This window comes from Enterobacter sp. JS8-1, from assembly GCF_049187015.1.
Lineage (GTDB): Bacteria > Pseudomonadota > Gammaproteobacteria > Enterobacterales > Enterobacteriaceae > Enterobacter > Enterobacter mori.
Window position 1 is genome coordinate 1,464,645 of the sequence record NZ_CP185805.1, and the last position, 16,952, is coordinate 1,481,596.

Below are 16,952 nucleotides of genomic sequence, written 5' to 3' on the forward strand. Positions count from 1 at the left end.
CATCAGCTCGCACGATTATGAATACATCGCCGTAATCGACGCGCTCCCAAGCGAATGGAAATGCACGTTAAACCCTACCATCGCGCCGCTCGCGCCTTCATCGACCTCAATCTTCTCCACATCCAGCGCGTGTACCGTGAAGATATAGCGGTGAGTTTCTCCTTTTGGCGGCGCCGCACCGCCGTAGCCCGCTTTACCAAAATCGGTGCGCGTCTGAATGGCACCTTCAGGCAGGGCAACCAGGTCAGAGCCGGAACCCTGCGGCAGCACGCGCGTGTCGGCAGGCAGGTTCGCCACGATCCAGTGCCACCAGCCGGAGCCGGTTGGCGCGTCCGGGTCGTAGCAGGTCACGACAAAGCTTTTGATTCCGGCCGGAACCTCGTCCCACGCCAGGTGCGGGGAGATATTGTCTCCCTGATACCCCATGCCGTTGAATACGTGGCGTTCCGGGAGCTTTTCGCCGTCGCGCAGATCTTTACTGATGATTTTCATACGGTTTACCCTCGTTGATCGCTCGTTCAGGAAGTGTAACGCATGGGGTCAAATCTTGAAATGCGCGGGAATGTTAACGGCTGTAACGACCGCGTCGGTTAATTTACGCAGCTGCTCTGGCGTGATGCTGTATGGCGGCATCAGATAGATAAGCTTGCCGAACGGACGCACCCAGACGCCCTGCTCAACGAAGAAGCGCTGCAGCGCCGCCATATTTACCGGATGGGTGGTTTCAATCACCCCGATGGCACCCAGTACGCGAACGTCCGCCACAAAATTCGCACCCGAGACGGCGCTCAGCTCCTCTTTCAGCTGCGCTTCAATCGCCGCCACCTGCGTCTGCCATTCACCGCTTTCCAGAATGGCCAGGCTTTCGCTAGCGACGGCGCAGGCGAGAGGATTACCCATAAACGTCGGGCCGTGCATAAAGCAGCCCGCCTCGCCGTCGCTGATGGTGTCGGCAACGTGACGGGTGGTTAGCGTGGCGGAGAGCGTCATGGTGCCGCCGGTCAGCGCTTTACCCAGGCACAGAATATCCGGGGCGATACCCGCATGCTCGCAGGCAAACAGCTTGCCGGTGCGGCCAAAGCCGGTGGCGATCTCATCGGCAATCAGCAGAATGCCCTCGCGGTCGCACATCTTGCGAATACGCTTCAGCCACTCCGGATGGTACATCCGCATTCCGCCTGCGCCCTGCACAATCGGCTCCAGGATCACGGCGGCGATGTCATGACGATGCGCCGCCATCAGCCGCGCGAAGCCGACCATGTCCATCTCGTTCCACTCGCCGTCGAAGCGGCTCTGCGGGGCCGGGGCAAACAGGTTTTCCGGCAGATAGCCTTTCCACAGGCTGTGCATGGAGTTGTCCGGATCGCACACCGACATCGCCCCGAAGGTATCCCCGTGATAGCCGTTGCGGAAGGTGAGGAACCGCTGGCGCGTTTCGCCCAACGCATGCCAGTACTGCAGCGCCATTTTCATCGCCACTTCAACCGCCACGGAGCCGGAATCGGCCAGGAACACGCACTCCAGCGATTCAGGCGTCATCGCCACCAGGCGACGGCATAAATCCACCGCGGGCTGATGGGTGATCCCGCCAAACATCACGTGCGACATCTGGTCAATCTGCGCCTTCATCGCTGCATTCAGGCGCGGGTGATTGTACCCGTGAATGGCCGCCCACCAGGAAGACATGCCGTCAACGAGCCGCTCGCCGCTGGCGAGATGCAGCTCGCAGCCGTGGGCCGAGGCCACCGGATAGACGGGAAGGGGGCGGGTGGTGGAGGTGTAAGGGTGCCAGATATGCTGCTTGTCGAAGGCGAGATCGTCCTGGGTCATAATCGACTTGTAAACCATTTTGAAAAGTTTTAGGTTTACGAGTATAAACCGAACCGAAAATTAACAAAACCCTTTGGAGAAGCCCAATGGCTCACCACGCACGCTGGACGATGTCGCAAGTTACTGAATTATTCAACAAACCTTTCCTTGAGCTGATGTTCGAAGCGCAGCAGGTGCATCGTCAGCACTTCGATCCACGCCATGTTCAGGTCAGCACGCTGCTATCGATCAAGACCGGTGCCTGTCCTGAAGACTGCAAATATTGCCCGCAGAGCGCGCGCTACAAAACTGGCCTGGAATCCGAACGGCTGATGGAAGTTGAGCAGGTGCTCGACTCGGCGCGCAAGGCGAAAAACGCCGGTTCAACCCGCTTCTGCATGGGCGCGGCGTGGAAGAATCCGCACGATCGCGACATGCCTTATCTGGAGCAGATGGTAAAGGGCGTGAAGGAGATGGGCCTCGAAGCCTGTATGACGCTCGGCACGCTGAACGACGAGCAGGCGCAGCGCCTCTCCGCGGCGGGGCTGGACTATTACAACCACAACCTCGACACCTCGCCGGAGTTTTACGGCAACGTCATCACCACCCGTACCTATCAGGAGCGTCTGGATACGCTGGATAAAGTGCGTGACGCGGGGATCAAGGTCTGCTCCGGCGGTATCGTGGGCTTAGGCGAAACGGTGAAAGACCGCGCGGGCCTGCTGCTGCAGCTGGCGAACCTGCCGACGCCGCCGGAAAGCGTGCCGATCAACATGCTGGTGAAGGTTAAAGGCACGCCGATGGCGGACAACGACGACGTGGATGCGTTTGATTTTATCCGCACCATCGCGGTGGCGCGCATCATGATGCCGACCTCTTTCGTGCGCCTCTCTGCGGGCCGTGAACAGATGAGCGAGCAAACTCAGGCGATGTGCTTTATGGCCGGGGCCAACTCCATCTTCTACGGCTGCAAGCTGCTGACCACGCCGAACCCGGAAGAGGACAAAGACGTTCAGCTGTTCCGCAAGCTGGGGCTGAACCCGCACCAGACCGAGGTGCTGACGGGCGATAACGAGCAACAGCAGCAGCTGGAGCAGCAGATTTTCAACGCCGACACCGACCAGTTCTACAACGCGGCAGCCGTATGACCTGGCAGGCACGAATACATACCGCGCTGGACGAACGCCGGGCGGCAGAGGCGTTTCGCGTTCGCAGGGTGGTGGAAAACGGCGCGGGCCGTTTTCTTACCCGCGAGGGGCGGCAGTTTTGTAATTTCTCCAGCAACGATTATCTCGGGCTGAGCCAGCATCCGGCCATCATCCGCGCCTGGCAGCAGGGTGCGGAGCGGTTTGGCGTGGGCAGCGGCGGCTCGGGACACGTCAGCGGCTACACCACGGCGCATCAGGCGCTGGAAGAGGCGCTTGCCGACTGGCTCGGCTATCCGCGCGCGCTGCTGTTTATCTCCGGCTTTGCCGCGAATCAGGCGGTTATTACCGCGCTGATGGAAAAAGAGGACCGCATTGTCGCTGACCGCCTGAGCCACGCCTCGCTGCTGGAGGCGGCAAATTTAAGCCCGGCACAGCTGCGCCGCTTTGCTCATAACGATGCGGGGCAGCTCGCCGCGCTGCTGAATAAACCCTGCGACGGACAGCAGCTGGCGGTCACGGAAGGGGTGTTCAGCATGGATGGCGACAGCGCGCCGCTTGCCGCGCTGCACGAGGCCGCTAAACGGCAAAACGCCTGGCTGCTGGTGGACGATGCCCACGGTATTGGCGTGATGGGCAACGAAGGGCGCGGCAGCGCGCATCAGCAAAACGTGAAGCCGGAACTGCTGATTGTCACCTTCGGCAAAGGCTTCGGCGTGAGCGGGGCCGCCGTGCTGTGCAGCGATTCGGTCGCCGACTATCTGCTGCAGTTTGCCCGACACCTGATCTACAGCACCAGCATGCCTCCGGCGCAGGCCGTGGCGCTGTCTGCGTCGCTGGCGGTGATCCGCAGCGCAGAAGGGGATGAACGTCGCCAGCGGCTGGCAGAGTATATCTCCCGCTTCCGCCAGGGGCTAGCGGCGCTGCCCTTCCACAGTCCCGATTCGCAGAGCGCTATCCAGCCGGTGATTGTCGGCGAAAACGGCCGCGCGCTGGCGCTGGCACAGGCGCTACGCGAGCGCGGCATGTGGGTGACCGCCATCCGCCCGCCAACCGTTCCGCCGGGTACCGCGCGGCTGCGCTTAACCCTGACGGCGGCACATGAGGCACGGGATATCCAGACGCTGCTGGAGGCGCTCCATGATGCCGGTGAATAAACAGGCCGTTGCGGCGGCATTTGGTCGGGCCGCGCAGAGCTATTCGCAGCACGATGAACTGCAGCGTCAGAGCGCGGAGGGGCTTCTGGCCGCGCTTGGCGAGAATCGTTTTCCGAAGGTGCTGGACGCGGGCTGTGGTCCCGGCAGCAACAGCCGCTACTGGCGCGGGACGGGAAGCCAGGTCACGGCTATCGACCTCTCAGACCAGATGCTCGACGAGGCGCGTCAGAGGCAGGCAGCGGATTGCTATCTGCTGGCCGATATCGAGGCTATCCCGCTGGCGGATGCGCAGTTCGATCTGGTCTGGAGTCATCTGGCGGTCCAGTGGTGCAGCAGCCTGCCACAGGCCTTACGCGAGCTTTATCGCATGGCGCGACCGGGCGGGAAGGTGGCCTTTACCACCTTGCTGGAAAGTTCGCTACCTGAGCTGAATCAGGCGTGGAAAGCGGTGGATGAGCAGCCGCACGCTAACCGCTTTTTATCGCATGAACAGGTGACGCAGGCGCTGGCAGGCTGGCGCTATCGCAGCACGGTACAGACCATCACCCTCAATTTTAGCGATGCGTTCAGCGCCATGCGCTCGCTGAAGGGCATCGGGGCCACGCACCTGCATGCCGGGCGGGAGAGAAAACTGCTCACCCGGGGACAGCTGCAGCGTCTGGAGCTGGCCTGGCCGCAGCAGCGGGGTCATTTCCCGCTCTCTTATCAACTTTTTCATGGGGTTATCGAACGTGACTGAACGTTATTTTGTTACCGGCACGGACACGGAAGTGGGCAAAACGGTTGCCAGCTCGGCGCTGCTGCAGGCGGCGCAAAAGCTTGGGAAAAACACCGCCGGCTATAAGCCTGTTGCTTCCGGCAGCGAGATGACGGCGGAAGGGTTACGCAACACCGACGCGCTGGCGCTCCAGCGCAATAGCACGGTTGAACTTGCCTATTCAGCGGTGAATCCGTACACCTTTGCCGAGCCGACCTCGCCGCACATCATCAGCGCCGATGAAGGCCGTCCGATTGATTTCGCCGTGCTGTCTGCCGGATTACGGACGCTGGAAAGCCAGGCCGACTGGGTGCTGGTGGAGGGGGCTGGCGGCTGGTTTACGCCGCTTTCCGAAGAAAACACCTTTGCTGACTGGGTGCAGGCCGAGCAGCTTCCGGTCATTCTGGTCGTCGGCGTCAAGCTGGGCTGCATCAATCACGCCATGTTGACGGCGCAGGCCGTACAGCAGGCCGGGCTGCGTCTGGCGGGCTGGATAGCCAACGACGTGGTAGCGCCAGGGAAACGACACCAGGAGTATCTGGCGACCCTCAAACGCGTGCTCCCCGCGCCGTGCCTCGGGGAAATCCCCTGGCTTGCTGACGGCGCGGAAAATGCCGAAACCGGGTGTTATCTCGACCTCAGCGTCTTGCTTCCCGCGACATCCAGTGGGCGATAAGCTCGTCATCCAGTTCGTTAACGTGGCCCTGCGCCACGTTACGCCCGCGATAGAGCATGCAGAAACGGTCCGCAACCCGGCGGATAAACGACAGCTGTTGCTCCGCTAATAACACCGTCATACCCAGCTCCCGATTTAAGCGCACCAGCAGTTGCCCCAGCTTCTGGGCGAAGCTGTGTCCTGCGCCGTGCAGGGGTTCATCGAGGATCAGCAGGCGCGGGCGGTTCACCAGCGCGTTGGCCAGCGCCAGCTGATACTGGTCATCCGGAGAGAGCGTGTTGGCACGGGCCTGCCGCAGCGCATAGAGTGCCGGAAACAGGTCGTAAACGTCTCTTTTCGCCTCAGGATCGGGTTTCCCCACGGCCTGCATCGCAATATGCAAATTCTCATCGATGGTCAGCTGGGAAAAGATCCGTCTGTCCTGCGGCACATAGCCTATGCCCGGCATGGAACGGTGCTCTGACGCCTGGTTGAGCAAATCGCGCGGCGGCGCACCGGCTTCATGCCAGATAATGGTGCCGCTTTCGACGGGCACTTTTCCGGTAATGCAGTTCATCAGGGTCGTTTTGCCCATTCCCGGCAGGCCAACGACGCCTGTACACATGCCTTGCGGAAAATCTAAATCCAGGTTCCATAGCGTATGTTGGCTTCCGTAAAACTGATTCACAGCACGCAGACTCAACATCTTTCTCTCCTTAAAAATGTTTATGGATGACGCTTGTAGTCGACTGTGCAAAACGCCTGCCAGAAACCATAAAGTGATTAAAAAAGGGGCTTTTTTAGGAATAAGTCTCTGCGGATCGTCGTGCGGATCCTTGAATTGCACATCAACGGTGCCGGAAGCGGTGAATTATGGTGCAGGGCGTGAAATGGCGGATTTGTGAGCAAGATCGCATGAGTTGGTTATGAATGACTCAACTGTTTATCATCAAAAAATAGCTATAAAAATTTTTTGTTGCCGCCTCGTGGGAAAAACCGGGAATTTGCCGAGTGGCGGTCTGTACGGGCTGGAAGCAGTTATCCACTATTCCTGTGGATAACCATGTGCATTAGAGTTAGAAAACACGCGATAAGCGAGAGAATACGCGGGTTACGCCCGAATTGATGCGAAACACGGCTTTAGAAAATATCGCTTAGTAATTAACTGGTTAGATAAAATCAATTGCCGTCATGAAACTGTCACCCGTTGCCACAAAACTATCATTACCTGGCTTGACAAATGTTAAAAAAGGAAAAGTTCTGGGGATAACCGAGTCAGGCTGGTGTTTTATTTTGTCACAGTCTACATTTCAACCGGGATCGCGCTCATTCCCCAGGCGCTACTCTAAATATCCTGCCACGCTACTGGTTTTTCATCCAGTGTTTTTTACTGGCATTCCTGGCAACAACGAGTAAAATTACTCACCTGCCGCTTATAACGTCATCAGGTTGTCGCCCATGAGTAAACCGTTCAAATTGAATTCTGCTTTCCGTCCTTCGGGGGATCAGCCCGAGGCCATCCGCCGTCTGGAAGAGGGGCTGGAAGATGGGCTGGCGCATCAGACGCTATTAGGTGTGACGGGGTCAGGTAAAACCTTCACCGTCGCCAACGTGATTGCGGATCTCCAGCGCCCAACGATGGTGCTGGCACCCAATAAAACTCTGGCGGCGCAGCTTTATGGTGAGATGAAAGAGTTCTTCCCGGACAACGCGGTGGAGTATTTCGTCTCCTACTACGATTACTACCAGCCAGAAGCCTATGTGCCGAGCTCTGACACCTTCATCGAGAAGGATGCCTCAGTGAACGAACACATTGAGCAGATGCGTCTGTCGGCCACTAAGGCGCTTCTGGAGCGTCGCGATGTTGTGGTTGTCGCATCGGTTTCCGCGATCTACGGCCTGGGCGATCCGGATCTCTATCTCAAGATGATGCTGCACCTGACGCAGGGGATGATCATCGACCAGCGTGCCATCGTCCGTCGTCTGGCGGAGCTGCAGTATGCCCGTAACGATCAGGCCTTTCAGCGCGGGACGTTCCGCGTACGCGGTGAGGTGATCGACATCTTCCCGGCGGAATCGGACGATATGGCGCTGCGCGTCGAGCTGTTTGACGAAGAGGTTGAACGCCTGTCGCTCTTCGATCCGCTGACCGGACACATTGAATCGGTGATCCAGCGCTTCACCATCTACCCGAAAACGCACTACGTGACGCCGCGCGAGCGTATTGTGCAGGCGATGGAAGAGATCAAAGTGGAGCTGGCCGAGCGCCGTAAGGTGCTGCTGGCCAACAACAAGCTGCTGGAAGAGCAGCGCCTGAGCCAGCGTACCCAGTTTGACCTTGAGATGATGAACGAGCTGGGCTACTGCTCCGGTATTGAAAACTACTCGCGCTTCCTCTCCGGGCGCGGGCCGGGCGAGCCGCCGCCGACGCTGTTTGACTACCTTCCGGCAGACGGTTTGCTGGTGATCGACGAATCTCACGTTACGATCCCGCAGATCGGCGGGATGTACCGCGGTGACCGCGCGCGTAAAGAGACGCTGGTGGAATACGGCTTCCGCCTGCCGTCGGCGCTGGATAACCGTCCGATGAAGTTTGAAGAGTTTGAGGCGCTCGCGCCGCAAACCATCTACGTCTCGGCCACGCCGGGCAACTACGAGCTGGAGAAATCCGGTGAAGACGTTGTCGATCAGGTTGTGCGTCCAACGGGTCTGCTCGACCCGATTATTGAAGTTCGTCCGGTGGCGACTCAGGTGGACGATCTGCTCTCGGAAATTCGCGCTCGTTCCGCCATCAACGAGCGCGTGCTGGTGACCACGCTCACCAAGCGCATGGCGGAAGACCTGACCGAGTATCTGGAAGAGCACGGCGAGAAGGTGCGTTATCTGCACTCGGATATCGACACCGTCGAGCGCATGGAAATTATTCGCGATCTGCGTCTGGGCGAGTTTGACGTGCTGGTGGGGATCAACCTGCTGCGAGAAGGTCTGGATATGCCGGAAGTATCGCTGGTGGCGATTCTGGATGCGGATAAAGAGGGTTTCCTGCGTTCCGAGCGTTCGCTGATCCAGACCATTGGCCGCGCCGCGCGTAACGTTAACGGTAAAGCGATTCTGTACGGTGACAAAATCACCCCATCGATGGCGAAAGCGATTGGTGAAACGGAGCGCCGCCGCGAGAAACAGCAGCGCTACAACGAAGAGCACGGCATTACGCCGCAGGGTCTGAACAAGAAGGTGGTGGATATCCTGGCGCTGGGCCAGAACATTGCCAAAACCAAAGCGAAAGGTCGCGGCAAGGCGCGCTCAGTGGTGGAAGAAGATACCGTCGTGCTGACGCCGAAAGCGCTGCAGCAGAAAATCCACGAGCTGGAAGGACAGATGATGCAGCACGCGCAGAACCTGGAGTTCGAAGAAGCGGCGCAGATCCGCGACCAGCTTCATCAGCTGCGGGATCTTTTCATCGCGGCATCGTGAGTAAAGCGTTGTTTTCTCCCTCTCCCTATGGGAGAGGGCCGGGGTGAGGGCATCAGGCCGGACAAAACGAACCTAACCCAGCGCCTGAATCGCCTTCTCCAGCGCCTCGCGCAGCAGGTGACGGTCATGGCGATATTTAATATCACTCGCCTCTAGCGGCTCCTGCACCACCACGCGGTTGCCAATACCCGATACGTCCACCTTCGGCCCCACCACGACACCGTCGATAATTTTTTTACCGACGTACTGCTCCATTAAATCAAGCTTGTCCGCCAGCGACAGGCTCGCCGCCGCCGGGCTCAGTTCACGTCCCAGGTTACCGATGTAGACCATCGGGGCGGGGGTGCGGCGCAGCGCCTGCGCCAGCTCTTTCACCAGCAGAATCGGCATCAGGCTGGTGTAAAAACTACCAGGGCCAATCAGGATCAGATCCGCTTCACCGATGGCTTCTACCGCTTCGCGCGTGGCGGGGACGCTTGGATAGGTCATTAGCTCCGTTGGCGGCAGGATCAGCTGATCAATATTCACCTCACCGTAAACTTCATGCCCTTCAGCGTCGATAGCCATTAAATCGACCGGTTGTTCCGACATGGGGATCAGAAATGCATCCACTTTAAGCAGATTACGGATCAGGTTGATGGCTTCGAGAGGCCGCACACTCAGGTGATCTAAGGCCTTTAACATCAGATTTCCGAGGTTATGCCCGGAAAGTTCGCCATTACCGCCAAAACGGTACTCAAACATCGCCGATGCGACGCTCGGTTCGGTAATTAACTGGTTCAGACAGTTGCGCATATCTCCCCAGGCAATCCCGCCTTCGGCACGTCGGATCCGCCCCGTTGAGCCGCCGTTATCGGTGGTGGTCACTATCCCTGTCAGCCTTGACCCGAGTGACGACAATGAGGACATGACGCGGCCCAGACCGTGGCCTCCGCCAAGAGCGACCACTCGGTCAAGATCCGCAAAAGTGCGATTGCGCATAGGTATTCCTTATCACGTACGATCGCGTAACAGTAACCTAACTACCCCTAAAAGACGATGCCTCAGCCGATGCAAAATGACGTATATCAATGTGAAAGTGTGGTTTTTGGGTATCCTGTAGCGAAAATGCACGATTAAGTCGCTATATATATAATTATATAGCGAAATGCGAGAATGGCGAAGTGATGATTTCCGCGTTACTATCGCTATAACCACGTTTTCATTTTTGAAAACATACACTCTAGCCCTGGCGCCTGTGTCGAACGATATGGCGCCCTGGCCGTGGCGAATTAGCCACCAGGGTACAGAAAGAAATGACTGTGCCTCCCGATCTGGAAAGGTGTACATGGCTTCACAACTTACTGATGCTTTCGCGCGTAAGTTTTATTACTTACGTCTGTCGATTACCGATGTGTGTAACTTCCGTTGCACCTACTGCCTGCCCGATGGCTACAAGCCGGGTAAGGTCACCAATAACGGCTTTCTCTCCGTGGATGAAGTGCGCCGCGTTACGCGCGCCTTCTCTGAGCTCGGCACGGAAAAGGTGCGTCTGACCGGAGGCGAACCCTCTTTACGTCGTGATTTTCCCGACATCATTGCCGCCGTACGTGAAAACGAACGTATCCGCCAGATTGCGGTGACCACTAACGGTTACCGCATGGCGCGCGACGTGGCGAACTGGCGCGATGCGGGCCTGACGGCGATCAACGTCAGCGTAGATAGCCTCGATGCCCGTCAGTTCCACGCCATTACCGGACAGAACAAATTCCATCAGGTGATGGAAGGCATCGACGCCGCATTCACTGCGGGGTTCGACAAAGTCAAAGTGAATACCGTGCTGATGCGTGATGTAAACCATCATCAGCTGGACACCTTCCTGGCGTGGATCAAACCACGCCGCATTCAACTGCGTTTTATTGAGCTGATGGAAACCGGCGAGGGCAGCGAGCTGTTCCGTCGCCATCACATCTCCGGCATGGTGCTGCGCGACGCGCTGCTGAGACGCGGCTGGATCCACCAGATCCGCCAGCGCAGCGACGGCCCGGCGCAGGTCTTCTGTCACCCGGATTACGAAGGTGAGATAGGCCTTATCATGCCCTATGAGAAAGACTTCTGCGCCAGCTGCAACCGCCTGCGCGTCTCCTCCGTTGGCAAGCTTCATCTCTGCCTGTTCGGCGACGGCGGCGTAGATCTTCGCGATTTGCTGGAAGACGATGCGCAGCAGGACGCGCTTGAAGCACGCATTTCTGAAGCGCTGACGCATAAAAAACAGACCCACTTCCTGCATCAGGGCAACACCGGCATTACTCAGAACCTGTCTTACATCGGCGGGTAATCAGTCTTAAGAAGGAATCAGAAGATGAGTCAGGTAAGCGCAGAATTTATCCCGACACGCATTGCTATCCTTACCGTTTCCGACCGCCGTGGCGAAGAGGATGATACCTCCGGTCACTGGCTGCGTGATGAGGCGCATGACGCGGGGCATCACATCGTCGATAAAGCGATCGTAAAAGAGAACCGCTACGCCATTCGCGCTCAGGTCTCTCAGTGGATAGCCAGCGATGAGGTGCAGGTGGTGTTGATTACCGGCGGCACCGGCTTTACCGCAGGCGATCAGACTCCCGAAGCGCTGATCCCGCTGTTTGACCGCGAAGTGGAAGGCTTCGGCGAAGTGTTCCGCATGCTCTCCTTTGAAGAGATTGGTACCTCCACGCTCCAGTCACGCGCCGTGGCGGGCGTGGCGAACAACACGCTGATTTTCGCTATGCCGGGCTCGACCAAAGCCTGCCGTACCGCGTGGGAAAACATCATCGCCCCGCAGCTGGATGCCCGTACCCGCCCGTGTAATTTCCACCCCCATTTAAAGAAATAAGCTATGTCACAACTGACCCACATTAACGCCGCCGGTGAAGCGCATATGGTGGATGTTTCCGCCAAAGCGGAAACGGTGCGCGAGGCGCGCGCGGAAGCGTTCGTCACTATGCTGCCAGAAACCCTGGCGATGATTCTCGACGGCAGCCACCACAAAGGTGATGTCTTTGCGACCGCGCGCATCGCTGGTATTCAGGCCGCGAAACGCACCTGGGACTTAATTCCGCTGTGCCATCCGCTGATGCTGAGCAAGGTGGAAGTGAACCTGCAGGCGCAGCCTGAGCACAGCCGCGTACGCATTGAGTCACTCTGCCGCTTAACCGGGAAGACCGGCGTTGAGATGGAAGCGCTGACGGCGGCCTCCGTCGCCGCGCTGACCATCTACGATATGTGCAAAGCAGTGCAGAAAGATATGGTCATTGGCCCGGTGCGCCTGCTGGCGAAAAGCGGCGGCAAATCCGGTGATTTTAAGGTGGACAGCCATGATTAAGGTGCTCTTTTTTGCCCAGGTGCGCGAGCTGGTCAATACCGACAGCCTGACGCTGGATGCGTCCTTCGAAAACGTCGCTGCCCTGCGCGCGCATCTGGCGGCACAAAGTGACCGCTGGGCGCTGGCGCTCGAGGAAGGCAAGCTGCTGGCCGCCGTGAATCAGACGCTGGTTGAATTCACCCATCCGCTGAACGCAGGGGATGAGGTGGCCTTCTTCCCGCCGGTGACAGGGGGCTAAGATGGCTGAAACCCGAATTCTGGTCGGTCACGAGCGCTTTAATGTTGGTACAGAATATGACTGGTTGGCCGAGCGCGATGAAGATGGTGCGGTCGTCACCTTTACCGGTAAAGTGCGCAACCACAACCTCGGCGACAGCGTGAAGGCGTTGACGCTGGAGCACTATCCGGGGATGACCGAGAAATCGCTGGCGGCGATTGTCGACGAGGCGAGGGGCCGCTGGCCGCTTGGCCGCATCACGGTGATTCACCGCATCGGCGAGATGTGGCCTGGCGAGGAGATTGTCTTCGTCGGGGTGACCAGCGCGCACCGCGGCAGTGCGTTTGCGGCAGGGGAGTTCATTATGGACTATCTCAAAACCAAGGCCCCGTTCTGGAAGCGTGAAGCCACGCCGGAAGGTGACCGCTGGGTGGAATCGCGCGACAGCGATAAACAAGCCGCCAGCCGTTGGTAGTCGGTTTACGTGGATGTGTTAATCTTAACGTGTGTGTCTACTTAATCTTAATCAGGAGTGAATCATGGACCGATTTCCGCGTTCCGATTCAATAGTACAGCAGACCCGTAGCGGACTGCAGACGTATATGGCTCAGGTGTACGGCTGGATGACGGTCGGCCTGCTGCTTACCGCGTTTATCGCGTGGTATGCGGCGAATACGCCTGAACTGATGATGTTTATCTTCTCCAGCAAAATCACCTTCTTTGGGCTGATTATTGCGCAGCTGGCGCTAGTGTTTGTGCTTTCTGGCCTGGTGCAAAAGCTGAGTGCCGGAATGGCGACCACGCTGTTTATGCTCTATTCGGCGCTAACCGGACTGACGCTTTCCAGTATTTTCATCGTTTACACCTACTCCTCCATCGCCAGCACCTTTGTGGTCACCGGCGGGATGTTCGGCGTGATGAGCCTGTACGGCTACACCACCAAACGTGACCTGAGCGGCTTAGGCAACATGCTGTTTATGGGGCTGATTGGGATCGTGCTGGCGTCGCTGGTGAACCTGTGGCTGAAGAGTGACGCGCTGATGTGGGCGGTGACCTACATCGGGGTGGTGGTCTTCGTTGGCTTGACGGCCTACGACACCCAGAAGCTGAAAAACATCGGCGAGCAGATTGACGTGCGCGACAGTTCTAACCTGCGCAAATACTCGATTCTGGGGGCGTTGACGCTGTACCTGGACTTCATCAACCTGTTCCTGATGCTGCTGCGTATTTTCGGCAACCGTCGCTAGTTATTTCCCCCTCACCCTAACCCTCTCCCTCAGGGAGAGGGGATTGCACGGTGCGGGCTTTTCTCCCTCTCCCAGTGGGAGAGGGCCGGGGTGAGGGCATCAGACCGCAGCACTACCCGACACAACTCACTTCGCCAACATCCTCTCATTCTTCGCCCGCAGCTTCTTCGCCCGACTCTCCAGCACCAGATAACAGACCGTTGCCAGCGCCAGCGGCAGGAAGTAATAGATCATGCGGTACGCCAGCAGGGCGGCGATAATCGTTCCCTGAGAGACATGCTCCCCCGCAAGCAACGCGATAAACACCGCCTCCAGCACGCCGATCCCCGCCGGGATATGCACAATCACGCCTGCAATACTGCTCACCAGCAGCACGCCCAGCACGAAGAAGTAATTTACGTCCTCGCCAATCAACAGCCAGATAATCGCCCCCATCGCCATCCAGTTGGCACTGGAGACCACCATTTGCAGCACTGCGAACTTCCATGAGGGCAACACCAGCTTTTGCCCCTTGATGGTCATATGGCGGCGTTTAGCAAAGGCGCAGGCCCACAGATACACGGCGATGATCAGCAGCAGCACGATGCCCAGAATGCGCAGCGTGGCCTCGTCGATATACCAGTGCGCGGGCAACTGCACCACGCCGAGGGTGAAGATCACCCCGCCGAGCAGAATATAGCCCAGCCAGTTCGTGGTGATGCTTAACGAGAAAATGCGCGTGATAGTCCCGCCCGGCAGGCCAAGGCGCGAGTAAAGGCGATAGCGCATGCCAATGCCGCCGACCCAGGTGCTCAGCGTCAGGTTAAAGGCGTAGCAGATAAACGACACCAGCATCACCTGGCGCTTTGCCAGCTTGTGTCCGCAGTAGGCGCGGCCCAGCAGGTCGTAGCAGCCGTATATCAGGTAGCTGACGATGACCAGCCCAACGGCGCTCAGGAGCACCATCCGGTTATAGTTGCGGATGACCTTCCACACCTCTTCCCAGTCGACTTTTTGCGCGTACACCACCAGCAGTACCGCGACGGCGATGAAGAACAGCCAGGTGAGGATTTTTTTTGCCAGCTTCCAGCGAGGATGCGATTTCGACATCAGGTTTTCCCTCCGTCTTCCGCTTCAATGCGGTCCTGAGTTTCCATTTCGGGTTGAACCGGCGGGTCCACCTGAGCAAGCTTTGGCGTATGTGCGGGCAGCCAGCCGACCATCGCCGGGAAATGACGCAGGAAATGGAACACCACCACGCCAATGCCAAGGTTCCACCAGGTGCGTTTCGGCACCATGGACTCATCCACGCGCACGCAGTCATTGACGATCAGCCCCTGAAGGTTATCCCGCAGGGTTTGATTAAACTGCCGATCGTGAATGATCAGATTCGCTTCCAGATTCAGCGACAGGCTCAGCGGATCGAGATTGCTGGAGCCGACGGTTGCCCAGTGATCGTCCATCAGCGCCACTTTGCCGTGCAGCGGTCGGCGGCGATATTCGTAGATCTGCACGCCGCCTTTCACCAGATAGTTATAGAGCAAGCGTGCGCCCACTTTGACAATCGGCATATCCGGCTCACCCTGCACAATCAGCTTCACGCGCACGCCGCGTCGGGCCGCATTGCGCATGGCATGCAGAATACGGTAGCCGGGGAAAAAGTAAGCGTTGGCGATAATCACCTCGCGCTTCGCGTTTGCCAGCATCTTCAGGTAATGACGTTCAATGTCATCCCGGTGCTCGCCGTTGTCGCGCCAGACGAAAAGCGCCTGCGCTTCGCCAGGCTGTCGGTTCTCCTCCGGGCGATGGCGACGTCGCCACCAGTGGCGAACGGCCTCTTTACCCGGCAGGTTCTCCAGTTCAAACAGTAAAATATCCTGAACCACCGGGCCTTCAATGCGGATCGCGTAGTCCTGCTTGGCTTCCGGGCCATAGTCGGACATATGTTCAGCGGAGTAGTTAATGCCGCCGACGAACGCCACCGTCTCATCCACCACCACAATTTTACGGTGCATCCGACGAAAAAGGTTCGTGCGCATGCCAAATAAGCGGGGACCGGGATCGTAGTAGCGGAAGACCACGCCTGCGGCGGTCAGTTCGTTGACGAACTCATCGCTCAGGTCCGGTGAGCCATAGCCGTCGAGCAGCGCTTCAATTTTGACCCCGCGCCGGGCAGCACGCAGCAGCACGCTGTGCAGCTGCTTGCCAACCTCATCTTCGAACCAGATAAAGGTTTCGAGGATCACTTTCTGCTGTGCGTTATCAATCGCTTTAAACACGGCCGGATAATATTGATCGCCATTTTCCAGCAGCGTAATGCGGTTTCCTTCCTGCCATGTACATTTCATAAGTGGATCTCCGCGCTGAGCGGGGCATGGTCTGATAAATGTCGCCAGTTGAGTAACGCCAGCGCGGTAGGGCTGCTGGCATGGGCGTTCTTCACGTAGATGCGGTCAAGGCGCAGCAGGGGAAAGCGTACCGGAAACGTGCGTGCGGGGCGTCCATTGGCGCGGGTGAAAATTTCCTCCAGCCCGGCGTTCACCTTAAGCGGATGGTTGGCGCGCTGCCGCCAGTCGTTGAAATCACCGGCGATGACCACGGGCTCGCCTTCCGGCAGCGCATTACTCCATTCGGCGAGCATCTGCAGCTGAGCCTGACGGTGGGCTTCACGCAGGCCAAGATGCACGCAGCCTACGTGAACGGGAAATGCCAGCTCGGGTGGCGCGATACGACAATAAAGCAGGCCGCGTTTTTCACTTTCGCCCACCGACACGTCGCGGTTCTCATAGTGTTCAATCGGAAAACGCGACAGCACCGCATTACCGTGGTGCCCTTCGGGGTAAACCGCGTTGCGCCCGTAAGCGTAGTCGCTCCACATGGTATCGGCCAGAAACTCGTAGTGGGGGGTATCCGGCCAGTTTTCGACATGCATTGGATGCACTTCGTGCGCGCCCATCACTTCCTGCAGGCAAACAATGTCCGCGCTGACGGTGCGAACGGCGTCGCGCAGCTCCGGTAAAATGAAGCGGCGGTTAAATGCTGTGAAGCCCTTATGAATGTTTATCGTCAGCACCTTAAGCGAGAAATGCTGCGTTTTAATGGTCATAAACACCTTCCTGGGTGACTATCCCGATGAAAATAAAGTGTAGTCGGCGTCACAAAAAGATGC

18 protein-coding genes and 1 riboswitch are annotated in these 16,952 nt (G+C 58.1%); of the genes, 11 read left to right on the forward strand and 7 right to left on the reverse strand.

The features are described 5' to 3' along the window. Window positions 1-15 precede the first annotated feature (15 nt). Window positions 16-492 carry a kinase inhibitor gene (locus tag ACOQH0_RS06900; RefSeq protein WP_421511837.1) on the reverse strand — a complete coding sequence of 159 codons (477 nt, stop codon included), beginning with the start codon at window positions 490-492 and terminating at the stop codon, window positions 16-18. A 48-nt stretch (window positions 493-540) separates the two neighbouring features. Next, a complete protein-coding gene (gene bioA, locus ACOQH0_RS06905; protein WP_421511839.1) occupies window positions 541-1,830 on the reverse strand; it encodes an adenosylmethionine--8-amino-7-oxononanoate transaminase in 1,290 nt (429 codons plus the stop codon). Window positions 1,831-1,916: 86 nt separating this feature from the next. Here bioA and bioB point away from each other — a divergent pair, with 86 nt between their 5' ends. The 4 genes from bioB to bioD are packed head-to-tail and all read left to right on the forward strand — an operon-like array spanning window position 1,917 to window position 5,544. Next, window positions 1,917-2,957, forward strand: a complete 1,041-nt coding sequence (gene bioB, locus ACOQH0_RS06910; RefSeq protein WP_080327842.1) for a biotin synthase BioB — start codon at window positions 1,917-1,919, stop codon at window positions 2,955-2,957. Continuing rightward, window positions 2,954-4,111 (forward strand): 8-amino-7-oxononanoate synthase, encoded by a 1,158-nt coding sequence (gene bioF, locus ACOQH0_RS06915; RefSeq protein WP_421511840.1) that lies wholly within the window; start codon window positions 2,954-2,956, stop codon window positions 4,109-4,111. Before bioB ends, bioF begins: the two co-directional genes overlap by 4 nt. After that, the gene (gene bioC, locus ACOQH0_RS06920) at window positions 4,095-4,850 is read left to right on the forward strand and encodes a malonyl-ACP O-methyltransferase BioC (RefSeq protein WP_421511841.1); all 756 of its coding nucleotides are present in this window, start codon (window positions 4,095-4,097) and stop codon (window positions 4,848-4,850) included. Before bioF ends, bioC begins: the two co-directional genes overlap by 17 nt. Further along, the gene (bioD, locus tag ACOQH0_RS06925; protein WP_421511842.1) at window positions 4,843-5,544 is read left to right on the forward strand and encodes a dethiobiotin synthase; all 702 of its coding nucleotides are present in this window, start codon (window positions 4,843-4,845) and stop codon (window positions 5,542-5,544) included. Before bioC ends, bioD begins: the two co-directional genes overlap by 8 nt. Here bioD and ACOQH0_RS06930 read toward each other — a convergent pair. Then, window positions 5,507-6,229 (reverse strand): ABC transporter ATP-binding protein, encoded by a 723-nt coding sequence (locus tag ACOQH0_RS06930; RefSeq protein WP_421511843.1) that lies wholly within the window; start codon window positions 6,227-6,229, stop codon window positions 5,507-5,509. The two genes, bioD and ACOQH0_RS06930, sit on opposite strands and share 38 nt — an antisense overlap. 752 nt (window positions 6,230-6,981) lie before the next feature. Here ACOQH0_RS06930 and uvrB point away from each other — a divergent pair. Then, window positions 6,982-8,997 (forward strand): excinuclease ABC subunit UvrB, encoded by a 2,016-nt coding sequence (gene uvrB, locus ACOQH0_RS06935; RefSeq protein ID WP_120158384.1) that lies wholly within the window; start codon window positions 6,982-6,984, stop codon window positions 8,995-8,997. Window positions 8,998-9,069: 72 nt separating this feature from the next. On the opposite strand, the gene yvcK is transcribed toward uvrB, so the two are convergent. Next, on the reverse strand, window positions 9,070-9,978 hold the full coding sequence (gene yvcK / locus ACOQH0_RS06940) for a uridine diphosphate-N-acetylglucosamine-binding protein YvcK (RefSeq protein ID WP_421511845.1): 909 nt from the start codon (window positions 9,976-9,978) through the stop codon (window positions 9,070-9,072). Window positions 9,979-10,203: 225 nt separating this feature from the next. After that, window positions 10,204-10,337: riboswitch (molybdenum cofactor riboswitch) on the forward strand. Here yvcK and moaA point away from each other — a divergent pair. The 6 genes from moaA (at window position 10,325) to ACOQH0_RS06970 (ending at window position 13,804) form a co-directional block, all read left to right on the forward strand. Next, window positions 10,325-11,314, forward strand: coding sequence for a GTP 3',8-cyclase MoaA (moaA, locus tag ACOQH0_RS06945; RefSeq protein WP_421511846.1), 990 nt, complete (start codon window positions 10,325-10,327; stop codon window positions 11,312-11,314). It overlaps the preceding riboswitch by 13 nt. A 24-nt stretch (window positions 11,315-11,338) precedes the next feature. Then, window positions 11,339-11,851 (forward strand): molybdenum cofactor biosynthesis protein B, encoded by a 513-nt coding sequence (gene moaB / locus ACOQH0_RS06950; RefSeq protein ID WP_010428839.1) that lies wholly within the window; start codon window positions 11,339-11,341, stop codon window positions 11,849-11,851. Between the two features lie 3 nt (window positions 11,852-11,854). After that, on the forward strand, window positions 11,855-12,340 hold the full coding sequence (moaC, locus tag ACOQH0_RS06955; RefSeq protein WP_089598948.1) for a cyclic pyranopterin monophosphate synthase MoaC: 486 nt from the start codon (window positions 11,855-11,857) through the stop codon (window positions 12,338-12,340). Beyond that, window positions 12,333-12,578, forward strand: a complete 246-nt coding sequence (moaD, locus tag ACOQH0_RS06960) for a molybdopterin synthase sulfur carrier subunit (RefSeq protein ID WP_042719364.1) — start codon at window positions 12,333-12,335, stop codon at window positions 12,576-12,578. The genes moaC and moaD overlap by 8 nt, the downstream gene beginning before the upstream one ends. Before the next feature lies 1 nt (window position 12,579). Beyond that, window positions 12,580-13,032, forward strand: a complete 453-nt coding sequence (gene moaE / locus ACOQH0_RS06965) for a molybdopterin synthase catalytic subunit MoaE (RefSeq protein ID WP_010428844.1) — start codon at window positions 12,580-12,582, stop codon at window positions 13,030-13,032. Window positions 13,033-13,096: 64 nt separating this feature from the next. After that, complete coding sequence (locus ACOQH0_RS06970) at window positions 13,097-13,804, forward strand: Bax inhibitor-1/YccA family protein (protein WP_010428846.1); 708 nt, start codon at window positions 13,097-13,099, stop codon at window positions 13,802-13,804. 126 nt (window positions 13,805-13,930) lie between these two features. Here ACOQH0_RS06970 and ACOQH0_RS06975 read toward each other — a convergent pair whose 3' ends face one another. The 3 genes from ACOQH0_RS06975 to ACOQH0_RS06985 are packed head-to-tail and all read right to left on the reverse strand — an operon-like array spanning window position 13,931 to window position 16,889. Then, window positions 13,931-14,893: a lysylphosphatidylglycerol synthase domain-containing protein gene (locus ACOQH0_RS06975; RefSeq protein WP_421511847.1), complete on the reverse strand. Its 963-nt coding sequence runs from the start codon at window positions 14,891-14,893 to the stop codon at window positions 13,931-13,933. Beyond that, on the reverse strand, window positions 14,893-16,131 hold the full coding sequence (clsB, locus tag ACOQH0_RS06980; protein ID WP_010428848.1) for a cardiolipin synthase ClsB: 1,239 nt from the start codon (window positions 16,129-16,131) through the stop codon (window positions 14,893-14,895). The genes ACOQH0_RS06975 and clsB overlap by 1 nt, the downstream gene beginning before the upstream one ends. Continuing rightward, the gene (locus ACOQH0_RS06985) at window positions 16,128-16,889 is read right to left on the reverse strand and encodes an endonuclease/exonuclease/phosphatase family protein (protein ID WP_421511848.1); all 762 of its coding nucleotides are present in this window, start codon (window positions 16,887-16,889) and stop codon (window positions 16,128-16,130) included. Before ACOQH0_RS06985 ends, clsB begins: the two co-directional genes overlap by 4 nt. Between the last annotated feature and the right edge of the window lie 63 nt (window positions 16,890-16,952).